Source organism: Streptomyces sp. NBRC 109706 (genome assembly GCF_000974485.1).
In the GTDB taxonomy this organism is placed as follows: Bacteria; Actinomycetota; Actinomycetes; order Streptomycetales; family Streptomycetaceae; genus Streptomyces.
Window position 1 is genome coordinate 165,934 of sequence record NZ_BBOM01000013.1, and the last position, 18,207, is coordinate 184,140.

Genomic DNA, 18,207 nt, shown 5'->3' on the forward strand with positions numbered 1-18,207 from the left:
ATGTCCACGGAGTTCGACACCCTCACCACCGAGGCACACCGCCCCGATCTGGCCGATATCGATCGACGGTCCACGCTCGACATCGCCCGCGCCATGAACGCCGAGGACAGCCGCGTCCCCGAGGCGGTGGCCGAACAGCTGCCCGTCATCGCCACCGCGATCGACGCGGCGGCCGACCGGATGGCACGCGGCGGACGTCTGATCTACCTCGGCGCCGGCACGGCCGGCCGGCTCGGCGTGCTGGACGCCAGCGAATGCCCGCCGACGTTCAACACCTCCCCCGAGGAGGTGGTGGGCCTGATCGCCGGCGGGCCCACGGCCCTGATCTCGGCCGTCGAGGGCGCCGAGGACAGCAAGGAGCTGGCGGCCGAGGACCTGACCGCCCTCGCGCTGACCCCCGACGATGTGGTGGTCGGCGTCTCCGCCTCCGGCCGCACCCCCTACGCGGTCGGCGCCGTCGAACACGCCGCCGATGTCGGCGCGTTGACCATCGGCGTCTCCTGCAACGCCAACTCCCCCCTGGCGGCGGCGGCCGACCACGGCATCGAGGTGGTCGTCGGCCCCGAGCTGATCGCCGGCTCCACCCGGCTGAAGGCGGGCACCGCACAGAAGCTGGTGCTCAACATGATCTCCACCATCACCATGGTCCGGCTCGGCAAGACCTATGGAAACCTGATGGTGGACGTCCGCGCCTCCAACGAGAAGCTGCGGCACCGTTCCCGCCGGATCGTCGCCGTCGCCACCGACGCCCCGGCCGACACCGTGGAGAACGCGCTGCTCGCCACCGGCGGCGAGGTCAAGGACGCCATCCTCAGCATCCTCGGCGATGTGGACGCCCCCACCGCCCGCCGCCTCCTCACCGAGACCCACGGCCATCTCCGTGCCGCCCTCCGGCTGGCCGTCGAACGCTCGTAGAGTGCCGGGTCATGCCCCCTCCCGACCGCGACCCCGTCACCCGCCTGCTCGACCGCGCCGGCCTGCCCACCGACATCCGGGAGGCGCGCCCGCTGGGCGGCGGCACCTACAACACGCTCCGGCGCCTCACCCTGGCCGACGGCCGCGTGCTGATCGCGAAGCTCCCCCCGCCCTCCGAGGCACCGGCCATGACCTATGAACGGGGGCTGCTGCGCGGCGAGGCCGAGTTCTACCGCATAGCCGGGGAGCACCACGCCGCCCCCGTGCCCGAGGTGGTCTTCTTCGACGCGGCGGACCCCTCCGGGATGCTGATGACCGAGCGCCCCGGCCGCCCCTGGAACGAGGCCGGCACCGCGCTCGACGCCGACACCACCGCCGAACTGCGCCGCCAACTGGGCTCCTGTGTCGCCCGGTTGCACCGGATCCCCGGCCCCCGCTTCGGCTACCCGGGCGGCGCGATCCCGATGGCCGACGGCTGGCGCGAGGCGTTCACCACGATGCTCGCCGCGCTCCTCCACGACGCGGAACGCTACCGTGCGCCCCTCCCGCACCCGCTGGCGCGGATACGCACGTTGACGACGGCCGCGGCCCCCGCACTGGACGAGGTCGGCACGCCGGCCCCGGTCCACTTCGACCTCTGGCAGGGCAATGTGCTGCTGCACAACGGCGAGATCAGCGCCCTGATCGACGGCGAGCGGCTTTTCTGGGGCGACCCGCTGGCCGAGCTGGTCTCCCTCAACCTGCTCGCCGACCCCCTCGGCGACCCCGACCTCCTCGCCGGCTACACATCCGCCGGCGGAACGCTCCCCACGGACGACACCGCCCTCGCCCGCCTCGCCCTCTACCAGGTCTACCTGTACCTGATCATGCTCACCGAGGGCGCCCCCCGCGCCTACCCCCGACGCCAACTGGAGTGGGCCCAGGACACGGTGGCCCCCCAACTCGACGCGGCCCTCACCACCCTGGCCGAGCTGACCTCCTGACCGACCGACCCGCGCGGGAACGGACGACGGCACGCCGCCCGCCCCCGCGCGAAGCCCGGGGTCAGCGCCTCATCAGGGCGAAGACCCCCCAGCCGAGATACTCCCGCGTATAGCGCGCGTACCGCGCCGGCTCGGTGGTCAGCTCCTCCCGCACCTCGGGCGCCAGTTCGTCGTCCGGGTTCCGGTCGAGCCAACGCCGGAGGTTGAGCCACTGGGCCGCGGCATAGCGGTCCCAGCTGTCCTGGTCGGCCAGCACCATCTCCACGACGTCATAGCCGAGGTCGCCGAACCGCCCGATCAGCTCGGGCAGCACGAGGAAATCGCTCAGCCGGCCGGCATGGCAGGCCCGGGCGGCCTCCTCGTCCGGCGGCGTCCGACGCCAGTAGGGCTCGCCGATCAGCATCAGCCCACTGGGAAGGAGACTGCGGCTGAGCAGTTCGACCGTCCCGGGGACGCCGTTCCCGATCCAGGTGGCCCCCACACAGGCGGCGAGATCGACCGGCCGGTCGGCGACATGCCCGGCGGCGTCCCCGTGGACGAACTCCACCCGGTCGGCGACCCCCAACGCGACGGCCCGGGCCCGCGCCTGCTCGGTGAAGGCCGTGCTGATGTCCACACCGGTCCCGGTGAAGCCCAGCTCACGCGCCCAGGTGCACAACATCTCGCCCGACCCACTGGCCAGGTCCAACACCCGCGCCCCCGGGGGCAGTCGCAGCGCCCGCCCCAGAGTGGCGAGCTTTTCGTCGGTCAGCGGATTGTGAATGCGGTGACCGCTCTCACGAATGGTGAAAATGCGAGGAAGATCCATGGGAGATCCTTGAGACAGGGCCCCTCCCAAACGCCACGCACGAGGGAAGCAGACGGCGGATACGCGTCAGGACGAGGCCAGAGAAATGAGGACGACCCGAGCGCTGCCTACGGCAGCGGCCTCCAGGACAGTCATCAGCTCACCTCAGAAACGATCTCCACGGCAGCCCAATCGACCACCGCGCGGTCGAGAGTAACACTCCGCTCAGTAGTAGTGGATGGTCAGCCCCCGGTGGGCGGCCCAGGATTCGGCGGCGACGGCCATGGCTTCGAGCCAGGGCTCCTCCGGGCGGCGCAGCGCCCGGTCCCGGTTCAGGCGAGCGTAGGCGACGACGAAGGCGTCGATCGCCTCGGGATCGGCCTCCGTCCACGCCGGGCAGCCCTTCGCCCAGGACTCGGCCACGGCCGGTGGATGCCGCGCACCGATGAACTGGAGAACCATCATCGCCGGATCGATAAAGGCGGCCCCCCGCGTCGGCCAGGCCCAGTCCACCACCCAACAGCGGTCGGGCCCGATCAGCAGGTTGCTCGGGTTGATGTCCGCGTGCAGAAGGGTGTCCCCCACAAACAGCTCCGGCGCCCCCCGATCCGCCCACCAGTCCCAACGGGTCTCCCGCCAATCCCGGGCGACCTCCGGCAACGGCAACTCGCCGATCCGGTTGACGAGTTCGACGACCGTCGACAGATCTCCCGAGCCCAAGCGGAAGTCCGTCCTGCGACCTTCCACAGACTCGAAGCCGAGAGCGACCCATTCCGAGTCCTCGGCCGTCCACAGCAATTCCGGGGCCAGAGTCCGGACAAACGGGTTGATCACCTTCTCCCGGAGAAGCTGCTCGTGCCACCCATCGGACCGCTTCCGCATCGCCTTGACAAAGAACCGCCCGGCTCCCCCGGAAACCACCGCTGTCACATCGGCGCTAAAACCCCGCTCCGTGGGTTCCACACGCGAGACGGGCCCCGTATAGAGGCGAATCACCTCCCGGAACCCCGGGCCGGGATCGGGCCTGGTCGTCACTCAGGTCCTCGGAGAGCACTCGGTACTCGGGTGACCGGGCCAGCATTCACCATCATGCGGCGCCGAACGAGCGCACAGCAGCAGCGTCGCCACCCCCTGCGCGCATGGCGCGCTCTCGGCCGATGCGGGCAGCACCTCGACGTCGATGTCGGCGAAGCCAGCCTCTTCGAGGAGTCCGACCCACACGTGTTCCCGCAGCACCCAGCGGCGCATCGTGGCGGGCTCGCCGTTCGGCCCCCTGGCCGAAACGTCCGCATGCGTGACGTCGGCCTCGGCCCGCTCACCGCTCGGATAGTGCGCGAGGGTGGAGAACACCAGCCGCCCCCCGGGCCGCAAGGCGGCCGCCGCCAAGGGCAGCAGGTCACGCGGGTCGGTGAAGTCCAGGGCCCCGAACACGCTGAACAACACGTCGTAGGCCCCGGGTGCGGTCCGCAGATGGGCCACCACGTCCGCGTGAACCAGCCGCAGACACGGCACGCGGTCAGCGAACAGATCACGCGCCATCGCATGCTGCGCGGCCGAGGCGTCAACCGCGTCGACCCTCCCCGGTCGGTGCCGGACGGCCAGGTACGCGGCATGACGCCCGGCCCCGGCGCCCAGGTCGGCGACGCACAAGCCGGTCAGATCCCCCAACACCTCCGCCCCCGGCCCGGCATCCTGCACATCCTGCACCCAAGCCCAACGGAAGTCCTCCGGCACACCACGCTCGACGGCAGCCCGCCTGCGGCCGTAGTGATACCAGAGATCGAGAGTGGCGGAGGTGGTGGTCACCCGCCCCATCCTCGCCGGTTCGACGCGACGAGGGGCGAGTTCGCCAGAAACTCGCCAGAGGATGCCTAGCCCCTGGTTGGCCGGCCAGGGGCCGGAGCACCATCAGACCGTTCGGTCAGTGCGAGTCATTACCGGGGCGGCACGGCCCACACTTCGCGGCGTCAACCCACAGCGGGAGGTCGACTTCCCAGCCGTCGGCGGCGACGCGTCGTGCGGTTCGCGCGACGGACCCGTCGTCCTTGAACTCCACCAGCGGCACATGGTGCAGGAAGTGGCCCTCGTTGAACCGATTACACAGTTCCGCATAGGCCACGGTGTCGAGGATGATCGTGTGCACACCGATGTCGACGAGGCTGCTGGGTGCCAGCCCCAGCCGCTCGCCCCGGTGGGCCATCGCGGTCAACAGATAGGCATAGCCCTGGCCCAGAACACGGGTCGCCATCACCGAGTCGTAGGGATAGTCGCGCTGGAGAAGCGCCACCTGCTTGTCCCACAGCGGGTCCGGAACGACCTCGCGAGCGGGGCGCGGTGGAACCGTCCCCGAACTGGTCGGCTGCACACTGACTACGGTTGACATGCTGCCTCCGATGGGTGAACGCCCCGCGCATCGGGGCGACGCGTCCAGGACACCGCTTCGGCCGCCCAAACGGCAGTCAACTCTCCGACTCTGCAAGGCGTTTGCATGTCCTGCAACGCCGCTCGACGGACCAGTTCCGAGCGCCTACCGTGGAACCCCGGTCGTGTGGCATGGGAGGCCTCTGCCCATGGACCCTTTCTGGAGCACCCCGAAGGTGCGTGCGTTAGCCGAACAACGCACCCCTGGGGCGCTGATCAGGCTCGGCCGCGAACATCGCGGATGGACTCTGGCTGCGCTTGGCGCCCGGCTGGGCTGCTCGGCGGCCACGATGTCCCGTCTGGAGCGTCGGACCCGAATTACGGATCTGACCCTGGTCCAGCGCGCCGCACTGGAGGTCGGAATGCCCCGACACATCCTCGCGACTTCTCTCGCACCGCCCCTCTCTGCCATCCCGGTGGCGGCTATGGTGACGACCCATCATCATGCCGTCGAGGAGGACCCCATGCGCCGCCGCTCGCTGATCACCGCTACGGTGGCAGCCGGTCCGATCGCCCTGATGGCCGGACTGGACGAGGCACTGGCCGAGCCCCCGCCCGCGACCCCCGGCGCGGCAGCGCTCGACGCGCGGCTGGTCAGAGCCAGAGGTCTGTACGACTCGGGAGCCCACCATCGGCTGCTCGCCGCACTCCCCGGGCTCATCGCCGACGCGCACGCTGCCGCAGGGACACGCGGCGACTTTGACCGGGCCCGACTCTCCACCGTCTACAGCCTGACCTCCGCCCTGCTGGTCAAGCTGGGCCGCTACGACCGCGCCCGACTGACCGCCGACCGGGCCCGCACCTGGGCCGAGGTGTCCGGCTCCCCGCTCGCGGCGGCAGCAGCGGCCCGGGAGTTGGCCATCGTCCTGCGCCACCAGGACCAAGCGCTCGCGGCCCAACGCCTGTTGACCACGGCCGCCGCCGACGTCGAAGCCACGGGCCTGCGCACCGACGCCCACGCCTCCGCCTACGCCCAACTGCTCTGCACCCTCGCCTACACCGCCGCCCGGGGCGGCCAACGCGCCGGCGCACTGGCCATGACCGAGGAGGCCCACAACGCCGCCCGTCGGCTGCCGAGCACCGCCCCACCGGGGCGCCTGTTTGTCGTCACCCCCGCCTCCGTCGACCTCTATGCCGTCGGCATCCACTGGGCCCTGGGCGACGCCGGCGCGGCCCTGGAAGCCGGCCGACACCTGCGCCCCGAGCAGTTCCCGACGGCCGAGCGCCGCGCGCGCATGAGCACCGACCTGGCCCGCGCCTGGTGGGCATGGCAACGCCCCGAACAGGCGGCACGCGAGCTGCTGTCGGCCTACCGCACCAGCCCCGCCGAGGTCCACGACCGCCCAGCCATCCGCGACATCGTCCACGACCTGGCCGAACGCCACCCCCATGTCACGGGCGTCCGCGAACTGCGCACCGTCGTCAGCCCCGGTCGCGCCTAACCGAGCCGACGAACGAGGACCAGGCCGCCGGGGCGAAGGTGAACGCGCCCAAGCCGCGATCCTTACTGTCGCCGACCGCCAACAGGCCATCATGAGTCAGCTGGACCTCCACGCACTCGCCGGCATCACCACTGCTGTAGCTGGACTTCCGCCAACCTCGCTCGGGCAGGTCATAACGCATCCGCGCACCTCGCTTCTCTCGTCAGAGGACTCCTGCAAATGCGGCTGCCCAGGAGGCTGGGCAGCCGCATATGACAATCCTGTCAGTCGGCGTCAACCACAACCGTGTCGAGGAACGAGGACCAGGCAGCAGGCGCGAAGGTGAACGCACCCCGGCCGCGATCCTTGCTGTCGCCGACCGCCAGCAGGCCATCATGGGTCAGCTGGACCTCCACGCACGCGCCAGCATCACTGGTGCTGTAGCTGGACTTCCGCCAACCGCGCTCGGGCAGGTCATAACGCATCTGTGCCTCAACTAGCCTTCAAGATCTCTCGCAACCCGGGAGATCAACTCCTTGGACTCATCCGACGATAGCGCCTGAGCCCTGAGGTGGTCGCTGGTGCGGCGGAAGGCCCGGACCTCCTCTTCCTCCTCGATGAAGATGCGCCCGCCCAGATACTCGACGAAGGCGAACTCCATGCTGATCGGAGTCGGGTACGAGAAGAGCTTGAAGCCACCCTCCACACTGGCGTGGACACCGCAAGCGTAAGGGAGAACCTGCACGGTGAGCGTGGGCGGATTGCTGATCTCGATGAGTTTGCGCAACTGCTCGGCCTGCACCTTCGGGCCTCCCACCTGCCGACGGAGCGCGGCCTCGTCCAGCACAATGATCAGTTGAGGGGCATTGGGTTCGTCCAGAAGCCTCTGTCGGGTCAAGCGGACCTCAACAGCCTTCTCCACACCACCGATCGTCGGCACTGGGAAGCTGCTGATCAGCGCCCGCGCGTAGGCCTCGGTCTGGAGAATGCCGGGCACGAGGGTCGGCGAGAACTGCATCATGCTGGATGCGGCGGACTCCAACTCGATGACCTGCTGTACGGATGGCGGGATCGTGCCGCGTTCCTGCTGCCACCAACCTCGCTTGCGCGACTGGCGGTTGAGCTGATCCAGGGTCTCGAAGAGGCTGCCCTCGCCGTCCTCCACACCGTACAGCCGCAGCAGCTCGAAGAGTTCGGGGCGGCTGATGGGGCTGACGCCGTTCTCGATGCGGCTCAGGCGGGAGTCGTCCATATCCACATGCTCGGCGGCTGCCTCCTGCTTCACCCCGGCCGCCGCGCGCAGGCGCCGCAACTCCAGCCCCACCAGATACCGCCGCAGCGTCAACGGTCGCTTCGCCATGACCCCTCCTTCGCGATTCGCTCGAAGCACAGTCTGGCCTAGGCCAGTTGAAGGAAGGCAAGCCTTGTCACCCCCAAGAGTGAATGGGGGTGAGATTCTTGCAACTCGACCTTGCGGCAACCCGCAGGCAACCCCCATGCTGAGTCCACGACGCGTTGCGCATGGCGCACTACGCGGAGTCGTCTGTCCCCGGGGCCGAGTCTGCCCAGTCATGGCCCCGGGGGGAGCCGTTGTCGTGCCGTTCGGCACCTGCCGCGCGCTCTGCGTTGCGCGCCTCAACAACCCTCCACCTGCACGGAGTTGCCCTATGTCTTCGAACCTGGCCCTGCGGGTCACCCTGCTGGCCACCACCTACGACAACCACGTTCTGATGGTGCGCGACGGCGACGCCTGGGCCCTGCCGGGAGGCACCGTGCCTGCCGGGGAGTGCCCGGTGCGGGCCGCGCAGCGGATCGCCCTCGAGCGGACGGGGTACTTCCAGCGGCTCGACCACGCGCTCGCCGTGAGCCTGGAGACCGACGCCGACGGCGAGTTGACCGGCGTGGAGTATCTGCTCGACGGCGGGCAGACGGGGACCGTGCCCACCGAGCCGGGTGCGCTTCGCGAGTCCGCGCGGTGGCGGCCGATGGACGAGCTGCTGGAGTCGCGGCCGGCGGTGCAGCACGCGTTGCTGGCGCTGGCGCGCGGGGAGCGCGTTCCGGTGTTGGTCAACGGCGAGCAGCCGACCGTCGCCGACTGAACGGACGGTGACCGGAGATGTCCGAATCGCAGGAGCAGGACGACGAGACCGAGAGCCCGGAGCCGGCGGAGCCGGACGAGGCCGAACAGGACGACGGACACGACACGTTGCGGCGGCGGCTCCGCGAGGTCAACGCGCGGAGCGAGCGCAACTTCCAGATGAGGGGAGGCCAGTTGTGGTGACGCGGCGAAGCTACCGGTTCCGGCAGTACACGTTGAAGCCCGACGAACGGGCGGACGCCGAGCCGACGTTGTTCGTCATGGAGTGCGTCAGCTGCGGGTTCTCGGGGGCGAAGGGTGAGGACGCGGAGGACGGCAGCGAATGGGCCGTCGCACATGTCAAGCACCACCCGGACCATCTCTCCTACCGCGAACACATCACCCGCTCCTACCAGTTCGAGCCGGGTGAGTGGCAGTGAACGAGTGGGAGCGGCCGCCGGCGAGGTCGCCGATCATACGGAGCGCGGACTGGGTGCTGAGCGAGGAACGCGGGGCGGGCGCGCCGCGGGCGATCTATGGCGCGGAGTGCATGACCTGCGGCGACCGTTCGACGCTCGCCGACGACGACGCGCAGCCGGTGGCCGTCTGGTGCATCTTCCACACCCAACAGGACCCGCATCACGACCTGTTCCTCGTCCGGGCCGAGAAGCACTGGCGGGTGCACCCGCGCGAGCACGAGGACGAGACCGAGGACGGCGAGGGCGGCAGGCCGGCGTCGCATCCGATCGTGGCCTTCTTCGACCGGGCCTTCGGCCCGTCCTTCGTCGGGCTGATGTGCCTGCTCACCGCGCTCTCCGGCTATCTCCTGGCCCTCAACTGACCCCCCCATCCCCCCCACCACCTAGGACACGGAGTTCATGCCCCACACCACCATCGTCAGTTCGCCGCTGCCGATAACGTTCGCCGTCCTCGCCCTCGTCCCCCGGAGCGGGCAGGTGCTGATGGTGCGGCGCCAGGGGCGGGACGGGTGGACCCTCCCGGCGGGGAGGGTCCTTCCCGGGCGCTGCCTGATCCTGACCGCCCGCGAGACCCTGCTGCGCGGCACCGGCTATGACCGTGCGGTCAGCGAGACGCTGGCCGTCAGCATGGACACCGACGACAGCGGCACACTCACCTCGTTCTCCTATGTGTTGGACGGCGGGTCCACCCCCGAACTGCCGCGCTATCCGAGGCGGCTGCCGGAGGGCGCGGCCTGGCTTCCGTTACGGGAGTTGGGCGAGCCGCCGGCCCTCGTCCAGCAGGCCATCGTCGCCAGCGCCCAGGGGCGCAGGCTGCCGCTGCTGGTCAACGCCACCCGTCCGAACGCCGCGTTCAGCTGACAAGCGGGACCTCGGGCTCTGGCGACGGAGGTGGGGGTGGTGCTTAACTCGGGCCGGCGGAACCGGCGTTGACCGTTCTACGCGCGTATCGCTCGCGCACTGCCGGGTCCGCCGCGTCCCCGTTCACCACCCCACACCGCCTCGGAGGCATGGTGAGACTCCTCTCTCCCGTCCGCATATCGCTCGGCATCATGCTGGCCACCGTGCTGGCCTTCCTGCTCGCGCCCGCCAGCCAGGCGCAGCAGCCCGCAGCGCCGTCGGAGTCGACCGTCCAGCCGCTCGCCAGCGGCACCATCAACATGTACCCGCCGATCCAGGGGGCCTCGACCTGGGACCGGTTCGGTCTGACCCCGCCGTCCTCGCACCACCGGGTGTTCTACAACTGGGGCTATCTGAACGACTGGTCGGTCGACATCTACCGCAACCCGGGCGGCACCGTCGTCTCCCCGTTCGGCACCACCACGTCCACCGGCCAGCCGGTGAACGTCCGCGTCGTGACCGTCGCGGCCGGCTGCGCCACGGGGAACCTGGCCGACGGCGGCTACCGGATCGGCCTTGAGGCCACCAACGCCAACACCGGCGAGGTCATCGCGCGCGCCGATGTGATGCATGTCGCCAACAAGCCGTCCAACATCACCGTCGGCGCCACCGTCGGCCCCTGGACCAAGCTCGGCGAGACCGGACGGTTCCGCTACTCCTCCTGCTACCAGGTCAACGGTGACAGTGGCGCGCATATCCACCTGGAGGTCATCAACCGGACCCGCTACTCCTGCTACATCAGCCGCGGGGCCAACTCCGCACTGACCGACCTGACCGTCATCGGCCGCACCGGCACCCAGAACTCCGGCCCCCAGCAGGCCTGCTGACCCACCACGGCACAAGACCCCACACCACACGGGCGGCGCCCCCCGATCACCTGACGGGGACGCCGCCAGCGGCAACGCCGCGAGGGCAGTGCTCCCCTTGAGTCGGGGAGCACCGCCCTCGCGTTGACGCGGTGAGGAGTCGGCAGGACTCAGAAGTCCATGCCGCCGCCCATGCCGCCGGCGGCCGGGTCGGCGCCGGCGGCGGCCTTCTCCGGCTTGTCGGCGATGACGGCCTCGGTGGTGAGGAAGAGCGCCGCGATGGAGGCGGCGTTCTGCAGCGCCGAGCGCGTGACCTTGGTCGGGTCCGGGATACCGGCCGCCAGCAGGTCGACGTACTCGCCGGTGGCGGCGTTCAGGCCCCAACCCGGGGTCAGGTTGCGGACCTTCTCCACCACGACGCCGCCCTCAAGGCCGGCGTTGACGGCGATCTGCTTCAGCGGGGCCTCCAGAGCCAGCTTGACGGCGGCGGCACCCGTGGCCTCGTCGCCCTCCAGCTCCAGCTTCTCCAGCGCCGAGGCGGCCTGCAGCAGGGCCACGCCACCACCGGCGACGATGCCCTCCTCCACGGCGGCCTTCGCGTTGCGCACCGCGTCCTCGATGCGGTGCTTGCGCTCCTTCAGCTCCACCTCGGTGGCGGCACCGGCCTTGATGACGGCCACGCCGCCGGCCAGCTTCGCAAGGCGCTCCTGGAGCTTCTCGCGGTCGTAGTCCGAGTCGGAGTTCTCGATCTCGGCGCGGATCTGGTTGACCCGACCCTGCACCTGGTCGCTGTCGCCCGAGCCGTCGACGATGGTGGTCTCGTCCTTGGTGATGACCACCTTGCGGGCGCGGCCCAGCAGGTCGAGGGTGGCGGACTCCAGCTTGAGGCCGACCTCCTCGGAGATGACCTGGCCACCGGTGAGGATGGCGATGTCACCGAGCATGGCCTTGCGGCGGTCACCGAAGCCGGGGGCCTTGACGGCGACCGACTTGAAGGTGCCCCGGATCTTGTTGACGACCAGGGTGGACAGCGCCTCGCCCTCGACGTCCTCCGCGATGATCAGCAGCGGCTTGCCGGACTGCATGACCTTCTCCAGCAGCGGAAGGAGGTCCTTCACGTTGCTGATCTTGGAGTTGACGATCAGGATGTAGGGGTCTTCCAGCTCCGCCTCCATCCGCTCCATGTCGGTGGCGAAGTAGGCCGAGATGTAGCCCTTGTCGAAGCGCATACCCTCGGTCAGCTCAAGCTCAAGGCCGAAGGTCTGCGACTCCTCGACCGTGATGACGCCTTCCTTGCCGACCTTGTCCATGGCCTCGGCGATCAGCTCACCGATCTGCGGGTCGCCGGCGGAGATGGACGCGGTGGAGGCGATCTGCTCCTTGGTCTCAACCTCCTTGGCCTGGCTCAGCAGGGCCTCGGAGACCTCCTCCACGGCGGCCTCGATACCGCGCTTCAGCGCCATCGGGTTCGCACCGGCGGCCACGTTGCGCAGGCCCTCACGGACCAGCGCCTGGGCCAGAACGGTCGCCGTGGTCGTACCGTCGCCGGCCACGTCGTCCGTCTTCTTGGCGACCTCCTTGACCAGCTCGGCGCCGATCTTCTCGTAGGAGTCCTCCAGCTCGATCTCCTTGGCGATGGACACACCATCGTTGGTGATCGTCGGGGCGCCCCACTTCTTCTCCAGGACAACGTTGCGGCCCTTGGGGCCCAGCGTGACCTTGACGGCGTCGGCGAGCTGGTTCATCCCGCGCTCAAGGCCGCGCCGCGCCTCCTCGTCGAACGCGATGATCTTGGCCATGTGAAGGGGTCCTCCCAGAACAGGGGTGGATTACTCCGGACCGCGCTGGCGCCCGCGACGGACGGCCCCTGGGGGATGGTTCCTTACCCCACCCACCCGAAGACCTCACCGAACCGGTCCTTGCTGTCACTCTCACCCGTAGAGTGCTAACGCCATGATTAGCACTCGGAGGGGGAGAGTGCAAGCGGGTCGGCCGCTAGGCCGGCCCGCGCGCACGATTTGGGGGCACCTCCCGGACGACGTGACGACGAGGCCCCGCACATGATGAGGCCCGCACCCTGGACGGGTGCGGGCCTGCGGTAAGGCTGCGGAAACGTTCGGCGGTTCAGGCAGTCACCCGGACCATGTCGGCCTGTGGACCCTTCTGCCCCTGAGAGATCTCGAACTCGACCCGCTGCCCCTCTTCCAGGGTGCGGTAGCCGTCCATCTGAATCGCGCTGTAGTGGACGAACACATCCGCACCACCGTCTACCGCGATGAAGCCGTAGCCCTTCTCCGCGTTGAACCACTTGACGGTGCCCTGAGCCATTCCTTACTCCCCATTTTGCCGGCCTTTTCACGAGCCCACACCTCGCGGACCCGGGTCAGACCTCTCAGACTCCACCCCCGGGCGGTGTGGGGGTGTGCGCCGGAACGTTCGACCGCCGCTGAATGTATCTGGACGGACGCCCAGTGCAACAGGCCATTCGACAGAGATTTCTCGCGCCACCAGAACGGGCAAATACCGCGAAAGCGCAGGTAGTTGAGCATTTCGGAGGGGGTTTTTCTGGCCAACCAGACAATTGGTGCATGAATTTCCGGCACATAATTTGCGCGCGGGTCGCGCATTCATATGCGAGTGGCACGTTTTCGCCATCGGAAGGGGCGCGGGCCCCTGCCACTTTAGCGCCAGCGCGCACGCCTCCGCCCCGCGACCTGCAGGTCGCGGGGCGGAAAAGGGACCCTGGCGCGGCCGGCCGTCAGCCGCCGGCCACCGCCGGGATGATGGAGACGCCGGCGCCGTCCGGGGTCGGCGTGGCCAGGCCCTCGGTGAAGCGGACGTCGTCATCGTTCACATAGACGTTCACGAAGCGCCGCAGCTTGCCCTCGTCGTCCAGGACCCGGCCGGCGATGCCCTGGTGGTTGCGGTCCAGGTCGGCCAGCACCTCGCTGAGCGTGCCGCCCTCGGCGGTGACCTCGGATCGGCCATCGGTGTAGGTGCGCAGAATGGTGGGGATGCGAACGGTGACGCTCACGCCAGGCCAGCCTCTCGGAACGAGTCCAGGTTCGGACGGATGGTCGCGGACGGGCCGGTGGTCGATGCCACCGCGTCCAGGGTCTTCAGGCCGTCGCCGGTGTTCAGGACGACGGTGGTGGCCGCCGGGTCGAGCAGTCCCGCGGCGAGCAGCTTGCGGGTCACGCCGACCGTGACGCCGCCCGCGGTCTCGGCGAAGATGCCCTCGGTCCTGGCCAGCAGCTTGATGGCGGCGACGATCTGCTCGTCGTCCACGTCCTCGACCGCGCCGCCGGTGCGCCTGGCGATGTCCAGCACATAGGGGCCGTCCGCCGGGTTGCCGATGGCCAGGGACTTGGCGATGGTGTCCGGCTTCACGGGGCGGACCACGTCATGGCCGTCCTTGAAGGCGCGGGCGACCGGGGAGCAGCCCTCGGCCTGGGCGCCGAAGATCTTGTAGGGGCGGTCCTCGACCAGGCCGAGCTTGATCAGCTCCTTCAACCCCTTGTCGATCTTGGTCAGTTGTGAACCGGAAGCGATCGGGATCACCAGCTGGTCGGGCAGTTTCCAACCCAGCTGTTCACAGATCTCGTAGGCGAGCGTCTTGGAACCCTCGGCGTAGTAGGGCCGCAGGTTCACGTTGACAAAGCCCCAGCCCTCGCCGATCGGATCGCCGATCAGCTCGCTGCAGAACCGGTTGACGTCGTCGTAGGTGCCCTCGATGGCGACCAGTTCGCCGCCGTAGACGGCGGCCATCACGACCTTGCCCTGTTCCAGGTCGTGCGGGATGAACACGCAGGACCGCAGGCCGGCCCTGGCGGCCGCCGCGCCCACGGCGCCGGCGAGGTTGCCGGTGGACGAGCAGGAGAGGGTGGTGAACCCGAAGGCGCGCGCCGCCTCGACGGCGTTCGCCACCACCCGGTCCTTGAACGAGTGCGTGGGGTTGCCGGAGTCGTCCTTGATGTGGAGACCACCGGTGACGCCCAGCTCGGCGGCCAGCCGGTCGGCGCGGACCAGCGGGGTGCAGCCCGGGTTGAGGTTGGGCTTCTCGGCCACATCGGCCGGCACCGGAAGGAGCGGCGCATAGCGCCAGATGCTGTTGGGGCCGGCCTCGATGGTGCGGCGCAGCGCCTCGGGATCGCCGCCGGGCAGGTCGTAGGCGACCTCCAGCGGCCCGAAACAGGAGGCACAGGCGAAGATCGGGCCGAGCGGGAAGCGTTCGCCGCACTCGCGACAGGAGAGCGCGGAGGCCGGACCGAGGTCGACGGCGGCGGGGGTTTCGGCGGACTCGTCGGCGTTGGCCGAGGTGAGCACAGACATGGGTACGAGGCCCTTCTCCTCATCTTCCCCGTGGCGGCTCTCGCCACAGGACGGAATTGGCACCTGCCCCACCGGAGAGCCTCGTGCCGTCACGAGATCCGGTGGAAGGGTTGCCGGGGCTTCAACGGGCCGTTCCCTCTGCCCCTCTGGATGAGCGGTATTCGGTTGTCGATGTGCGGTTGTCAGTATGCGCCTGCCATACGGTTGTCGATATATCGCTGTCAGCGCGATCCCGATATGCGGAGGACACCTGCACTGTTCGAGACTGTAACGGACAGCCCGCACAATGGCTCGGGCCGTCCGCTCCGCGAGACGACCCGAGCAGGTGGCCAGAAAACCCGGCGGCAGCGGGTTGGGTCACCTCAGGAAGGGGCAGACGGGGCAGACGCGGCCATGCAGATGTAAATGTGGCTGAATCGAACAGGAGCGACATTCGTGCTGGAAGAGGCAGAGAAGTGGCTGAGCCGCCGGTCCTGGGGCGTCACTGACCGCTCGATGGCGCAACTGCTGCACGCCAAGCGTGCGGCGGGTGCGGCCGGCAGCATCAGCGTGGTTCTCCCCGCGCTCAACGAGGAGGCCACGGTGGGTGCCATCGTGGAAGCGCTACGGCGCGACCTGATGGAGGACGTGCCACTGATCGACGAGCTACTCGTGGTGGACTCCGGGTCCACCGACCGCACCTCGGAGGTGGCCGCCGCGGCGGGCGCCAAGGTCGTCCACCGGGACGAGATACTGCCCCGCGTGCCGACCCTCCCGGGCAAGGGCGAGGTCCTGTGGCGGTCGCTGCTGGCGACCACCGGCGAGATCATCTGTTTCGTCGACGCCGACCTGCGGGACTTCGACTCCCGTTTCGTCTCGGGCACCCTCGGGCCGTTGCTCACCGAGCCCGGCGTGCAGCTGGTCAAGGCCATGTACGACCGTCCGCTCGGCGACCAGCCGTCCGGCGCCCGGCAGGGCGGCAGGGTCACCGAGCTGGTCGCCCGACCGCTGCTGAACCTGCACTGGCCGCAGCTGGCCGGCGTGGTCCAGCCGCTGGGCGGCGAGTACGCGGCCCGCAGATCGCTGCTCGAACGGCTTCCGTTCCCCGTCGGCTACGGCGTGGAGCTGGGGCTGCTGATCGACACGCTGAATGTGGCGGGGCTCGACGCGGTGGGCCAGGTCGATGTCGGGGAGCGCAAGCACCGGCATCAGGACGGGCAGGCGCTGGGCCGGATGTCGGCGGCGATCATGCGCACCGCGCAGTGCCGGCTGCCGGGCACGATGCTGCCCAGCCGGATCGGGCTGACCCAGTTCCAGCGGACCGAGGACGGCGGGTTCGCGCCCGAGACCCATCCGATCCTGGCCGACGAACGCCCGCCGATGGCCACCATCCCCGAGTACACGGCCCGACAGGCGGCGTAGGAACGGGCGCGGCCGCCCGAGTCCGGCCGGCTGTGACGTGGCACACGTTTCCCGTCCGTCACAGCTGGCTAGCCTCCGCGAGAGCCCAGGGCGCGCCCCCATCGTGAGACGAGGACGGAACCCCCCATGACCGTCGAGCTTCCCGAGTCAGCCGGCCAGGTGCTGGTGGCCTCCAACCGAGGCCCGGTGAGCTATACGCGCTCGGCGGACGGCTCGCTGACGGCGAAACGCGGCGGCGGTGGCCTGGTGTCCGGCCTCTCCGCGCTGGGCGCCGAGGCGGGCACCTGGGTCTGCGCGGCGCTGAGCGAGGACGACAGGGCCGCGGCGCGCGCCTTCGCCGGCCGGCCGCCCGCCGCCGACACCGGCGGCCAGTCGGTGCGGATGCTGGATATTCCGGGCGAGACCTTCGAGGCCGCCTACAACGGCATCGCCAACTCCGTGCTGTGGTTCACCCATCACCTGCTGTACCAGACGCCGCTTGAGCCGATCTTCGACGCCGAGTTCGAGGCGCAGTGGGAGCACTACCGCGCGTACAACCGCGCGTTCGCCGACGCGCTGGCCGAGGAGGCCGCCGAGGGCGCGGCCGTGCTGGTGCAGGACTACCATCTGGCGCTGGTCCCCGGGCTGCTCGCCGAGCGGCGGCCGGATCTGCGGATCGGCCATTTCTCGCACACCCCGTGGGCGCCGCCGGAGTTGTTCCGGGTGCTGCCCGACGAGGTGGCCCGCGAGGTGCTGCTGGGCATCCTGGGCGCCGATCGTGCCGCCTTTCTCACCCGCCGCTGGGCGGACGGCTTCATCGCGTGCTGCGCGGCGCTGCTGGGGGCGGACGTCACGGCTGACTCCGTCACCCATGAGGGGCGCACCACCCGGATCGGCGTGCACGGTCTGGGCGCCGACGCCGCGTTCCTGCGCGAACGGGCCTCCCGCCCGGATGTGGACGAGCGGCTGGCCGAACTGCGGGAGCGGGTCGGCCCAGGGCGGTCGACGATCGTCCGGGTGGACCGCACGGAGCTGTCCAAGAACATCGTGCGCGGCCTGCTGGCGTACCGGCGGCTGCTGGTCGACCACCCGGAGTGGCGTGGCCGGGTCACGCATATCGCGTTCGCCTATCCGTCGCGCCAGGATCTCGCCCTCTACCGCGCGTACACCGCCGAGGTCTCCCGGGTCGCCGAGGCGATCAACGAGGAGTTCGGGGCGGACGGTTGGGAGCCGGTGATCCTTCATGTGAAGGACGATTTCGCGCGTTCCCTGGCGGCGTACCGGTTGGCGGACGTGGCGCTGGTCAACCCGATCAGGGACGGGATGAACCTGGTCGCCAAGGAGGTCCCGGTGGTCTCCGAGAACGGCTGTGCGCTGGTCCTCTCCCGAGAGGCGGGCGCGGCCGAAGAGCTGGGCGCCGACGCGCTGTTGGTGAACCCGTACGACATCGCGGGCACGGCCGAGGCGTTGCACCGGGCGCTGTCGCTGGACGCGGCCACGCGGGCCGCGCAGTCCGCGCGCCTCGCGAAAACGGCCACGGCGCTGCCGCCCACGGCGTGGTTCCTGGCCCAGCTCACGGCGCTCCGCGAGCGCTGACGGGCTGGGGTTTTTCCCCCGCCCACCCGCCCCTTCTTCCGGCTACGCCGACACCACCCCGGCCGGGGCGGTTTTTCCCCACCCACCCACCCTTTCCAGGGCCCCGTGGG

Annotated in this window: 22 protein-coding genes and 1 riboswitch; of the genes, 11 read left to right on the plus strand and 11 right to left on the minus strand. The window is 69.8% G+C overall.

Going from position 1 to position 18,207, the window contains the following annotated elements:
- Together murQ and AOM46_RS29395 are read left to right on the plus strand one after the other, a co-directional pair.
- A complete protein-coding gene (gene murQ / locus AOM46_RS29390; protein ID WP_062217222.1) occupies positions 1-915 on the plus strand; it encodes an N-acetylmuramic acid 6-phosphate etherase in 915 nt (304 codons plus the stop codon).
- Between the two features lie 11 nt (positions 916-926).
- Positions 927-1,898 (plus strand): phosphotransferase family protein, encoded by a 972-nt coding sequence (locus AOM46_RS29395; protein ID WP_062217226.1) that lies wholly within the window; start codon positions 927-929, stop codon positions 1,896-1,898.
- Positions 1,899-1,959: 61 nt separating this feature from the next.
- On the opposite strand, the gene AOM46_RS29400 is transcribed toward AOM46_RS29395, so the two are convergent.
- From AOM46_RS29400 to AOM46_RS29415, 4 genes are all read right to left on the minus strand, one after another.
- Complete coding sequence (locus tag AOM46_RS29400; protein ID WP_062217229.1) at positions 1,960-2,706, minus strand: methyltransferase domain-containing protein; 747 nt, start codon at positions 2,704-2,706, stop codon at positions 1,960-1,962.
- Positions 2,707-2,910: 204 nt separating this feature from the next.
- Positions 2,911-3,567 (minus strand): protein kinase, encoded by a 657-nt coding sequence (locus AOM46_RS29405; protein ID WP_234314107.1) that lies wholly within the window; start codon positions 3,565-3,567, stop codon positions 2,911-2,913.
- A 153-nt stretch (positions 3,568-3,720) separates the two neighbouring features.
- Entirely contained in the window at positions 3,721-4,500 is a 780-nt protein-coding gene (locus AOM46_RS29410) for a class I SAM-dependent methyltransferase (protein ID WP_078857313.1), read from the minus strand.
- A 106-nt stretch (positions 4,501-4,606) separates the two neighbouring features.
- Positions 4,607-5,068: a hypothetical protein gene (locus AOM46_RS29415; RefSeq protein WP_062217232.1), complete on the minus strand. Its 462-nt coding sequence runs from the start codon at positions 5,066-5,068 to the stop codon at positions 4,607-4,609.
- A gap of 187 nt (positions 5,069-5,255) precedes the next feature.
- On the opposite strand from AOM46_RS29415, the gene AOM46_RS29420 reads away from it, so the two are divergent.
- Positions 5,256-6,548, plus strand: a complete 1,293-nt coding sequence (locus AOM46_RS29420) for a helix-turn-helix transcriptional regulator (RefSeq protein ID WP_062217235.1) — start codon at positions 5,256-5,258, stop codon at positions 6,546-6,548.
- On the opposite strand, the gene AOM46_RS29425 is transcribed toward AOM46_RS29420, so the two are convergent.
- The 3 genes from AOM46_RS29425 to AOM46_RS29435 form a co-directional block, all read right to left on the minus strand.
- The gene (locus AOM46_RS29425; protein ID WP_062217239.1) at positions 6,529-6,729 is read right to left on the minus strand and encodes a DUF397 domain-containing protein; all 201 of its coding nucleotides are present in this window, start codon (positions 6,727-6,729) and stop codon (positions 6,529-6,531) included. The two genes, AOM46_RS29420 and AOM46_RS29425, sit on opposite strands and share 20 nt — an antisense overlap.
- A gap of 82 nt (positions 6,730-6,811) precedes the next feature.
- The gene (locus tag AOM46_RS29430; protein WP_062217243.1) at positions 6,812-7,012 is read right to left on the minus strand and encodes a DUF397 domain-containing protein; all 201 of its coding nucleotides are present in this window, start codon (positions 7,010-7,012) and stop codon (positions 6,812-6,814) included.
- Between the two features lie 11 nt (positions 7,013-7,023).
- A complete protein-coding gene (locus AOM46_RS29435) occupies positions 7,024-7,887 on the minus strand; it encodes a helix-turn-helix transcriptional regulator (RefSeq protein WP_062217246.1) in 864 nt (287 codons plus the stop codon).
- A 307-nt stretch (positions 7,888-8,194) separates the two neighbouring features.
- Between AOM46_RS29435 and AOM46_RS34310 the strand changes: the two genes are divergently transcribed.
- From AOM46_RS34310 to AOM46_RS29460, 6 genes are all read left to right on the plus strand, one after another.
- A complete protein-coding gene (locus tag AOM46_RS34310) occupies positions 8,195-8,626 on the plus strand; it encodes an NUDIX hydrolase (RefSeq protein WP_062217250.1) in 432 nt (143 codons plus the stop codon).
- A 17-nt stretch (positions 8,627-8,643) separates the two neighbouring features.
- A complete protein-coding gene (locus tag AOM46_RS34315; RefSeq protein WP_158920760.1) occupies positions 8,644-8,808 on the plus strand; it encodes a hypothetical protein in 165 nt (54 codons plus the stop codon).
- Positions 8,802-9,044 carry a hypothetical protein gene (locus tag AOM46_RS29445; protein ID WP_234314108.1) on the plus strand — a complete coding sequence of 81 codons (243 nt, stop codon included), beginning with the start codon at positions 8,802-8,804 and terminating at the stop codon, positions 9,042-9,044. The genes AOM46_RS34315 and AOM46_RS29445 overlap by 7 nt, the downstream gene beginning before the upstream one ends.
- Positions 9,035-9,445 (plus strand): hypothetical protein, encoded by a 411-nt coding sequence (locus AOM46_RS29450; protein WP_234314109.1) that lies wholly within the window; start codon positions 9,035-9,037, stop codon positions 9,443-9,445. The genes AOM46_RS29445 and AOM46_RS29450 overlap by 10 nt, the downstream gene beginning before the upstream one ends.
- 37 nt (positions 9,446-9,482) lie before the next feature.
- Positions 9,483-9,944 (plus strand): NUDIX domain-containing protein, encoded by a 462-nt coding sequence (locus tag AOM46_RS29455; protein WP_062217257.1) that lies wholly within the window; start codon positions 9,483-9,485, stop codon positions 9,942-9,944.
- A gap of 149 nt (positions 9,945-10,093) precedes the next feature.
- Positions 10,094-10,810, plus strand: a complete 717-nt coding sequence (locus AOM46_RS29460) for a hypothetical protein (RefSeq protein ID WP_062217260.1) — start codon at positions 10,094-10,096, stop codon at positions 10,808-10,810.
- 149 nt (positions 10,811-10,959) lie between these two features.
- Here AOM46_RS29460 and groL read toward each other — a convergent pair whose 3' ends face one another.
- The 4 genes from groL to thrC all read right to left on the minus strand — a co-directional run bounded on the left by groL (position 10,960) and on the right by thrC (position 15,121).
- Positions 10,960-12,588 carry a chaperonin GroEL gene (gene groL / locus AOM46_RS29465; protein WP_062217263.1) on the minus strand — a complete coding sequence of 543 codons (1,629 nt, stop codon included), beginning with the start codon at positions 12,586-12,588 and terminating at the stop codon, positions 10,960-10,962.
- A gap of 325 nt (positions 12,589-12,913) precedes the next feature.
- Entirely contained in the window at positions 12,914-13,117 is a 204-nt protein-coding gene (locus AOM46_RS29470) for a cold-shock protein (protein ID WP_004986573.1), read from the minus strand.
- A gap of 430 nt (positions 13,118-13,547) precedes the next feature.
- Entirely contained in the window at positions 13,548-13,823 is a 276-nt protein-coding gene (locus AOM46_RS29475) for a MoaD/ThiS family protein (protein ID WP_062217267.1), read from the minus strand.
- Positions 13,820-15,121 (minus strand): threonine synthase, encoded by a 1,302-nt coding sequence (gene thrC, locus AOM46_RS29480; protein WP_062217270.1) that lies wholly within the window; start codon positions 15,119-15,121, stop codon positions 13,820-13,822. The genes AOM46_RS29475 and thrC overlap by 4 nt, the downstream gene beginning before the upstream one ends.
- Before the next feature lie 16 nt (positions 15,122-15,137).
- A riboswitch (SAM riboswitch) is annotated at positions 15,138-15,278 on the minus strand.
- Positions 15,279-15,556: 278 nt separating this feature from the next.
- Between thrC and AOM46_RS29485 the strand changes: the two genes are divergently transcribed.
- Together AOM46_RS29485 and AOM46_RS29490 are read left to right on the plus strand one after the other, a co-directional pair.
- Positions 15,557-16,522, plus strand: a complete 966-nt coding sequence (locus AOM46_RS29485; RefSeq protein WP_062217273.1) for a glucosyl-3-phosphoglycerate synthase — start codon at positions 15,557-15,559, stop codon at positions 16,520-16,522.
- Between the two features lie 126 nt (positions 16,523-16,648).
- Positions 16,649-18,097 (plus strand): trehalose-6-phosphate synthase, encoded by a 1,449-nt coding sequence (locus AOM46_RS29490; protein WP_062217276.1) that lies wholly within the window; start codon positions 16,649-16,651, stop codon positions 18,095-18,097.
- The last annotated feature ends 110 nt before the right edge of the window (positions 18,098-18,207 follow it).

Bases quoted from the DNA above. Each gene is read 5' to 3' on its own strand.
- murQ (WP_062217222.1), top strand. From the start codon at position 1: ATGTCCACGGAGTTCGACACCCTCACCACCGAGGCACACCGCCCCGAT.
- AOM46_RS29395 (WP_062217226.1), top strand. From the start codon at position 927: ATGCCCCCTCCCGACCGCGACCCCGTCACCCGCCTGCTCGACCGCGCC.
- AOM46_RS29400 (WP_062217229.1), bottom strand. From the start codon at position 2,706: ATGGATCTTCCTCGCATTTTCACCATTCGTGAGAGCGGTCACCGCATT.
- AOM46_RS29405 (WP_234314107.1), bottom strand. From the start codon at position 3,567: ATGCGGAAGCGGTCCGATGGGTGGCACGAGCAGCTTCTCCGGGAGAAG.
- AOM46_RS29410 (WP_078857313.1), bottom strand. From the start codon at position 4,500: ATGGGGCGGGTGACCACCACCTCCGCCACTCTCGATCTCTGGTATCAC.
- AOM46_RS29415 (WP_062217232.1), bottom strand. From the start codon at position 5,068: ATGTCAACCGTAGTCAGTGTGCAGCCGACCAGTTCGGGGACGGTTCCA.
- AOM46_RS29420 (WP_062217235.1), top strand. From the start codon at position 5,256: ATGGACCCTTTCTGGAGCACCCCGAAGGTGCGTGCGTTAGCCGAACAA.
- AOM46_RS29425 (WP_062217239.1), bottom strand. From the start codon at position 6,729: ATGCGTTATGACCTGCCCGAGCGAGGTTGGCGGAAGTCCAGCTACAGC.
- AOM46_RS29430 (WP_062217243.1), bottom strand. From the start codon at position 7,012: ATGCGTTATGACCTGCCCGAGCGCGGTTGGCGGAAGTCCAGCTACAGC.
- AOM46_RS29435 (WP_062217246.1), bottom strand. From the start codon at position 7,887: ATGGCGAAGCGACCGTTGACGCTGCGGCGGTATCTGGTGGGGCTGGAG.
- AOM46_RS34310 (WP_062217250.1), top strand. From the start codon at position 8,195: ATGTCTTCGAACCTGGCCCTGCGGGTCACCCTGCTGGCCACCACCTAC.
- AOM46_RS34315 (WP_158920760.1), top strand. From the start codon at position 8,644: ATGTCCGAATCGCAGGAGCAGGACGACGAGACCGAGAGCCCGGAGCCG.
- AOM46_RS29455 (WP_062217257.1), top strand. From the start codon at position 9,483: ATGCCCCACACCACCATCGTCAGTTCGCCGCTGCCGATAACGTTCGCC.
- AOM46_RS29460 (WP_062217260.1), top strand. From the start codon at position 10,094: ATGGTGAGACTCCTCTCTCCCGTCCGCATATCGCTCGGCATCATGCTG.
- groL (WP_062217263.1), bottom strand. From the start codon at position 12,588: ATGGCCAAGATCATCGCGTTCGACGAGGAGGCGCGGCGCGGCCTTGAG.
- AOM46_RS29470 (WP_004986573.1), bottom strand. From the start codon at position 13,117: ATGGCTCAGGGCACCGTCAAGTGGTTCAACGCGGAGAAGGGCTACGGC.
- thrC (WP_062217270.1), bottom strand. From the start codon at position 15,121: ATGTCTGTGCTCACCTCGGCCAACGCCGACGAGTCCGCCGAAACCCCC.
- AOM46_RS29490 (WP_062217276.1), top strand. From the start codon at position 16,649: ATGACCGTCGAGCTTCCCGAGTCAGCCGGCCAGGTGCTGGTGGCCTCC.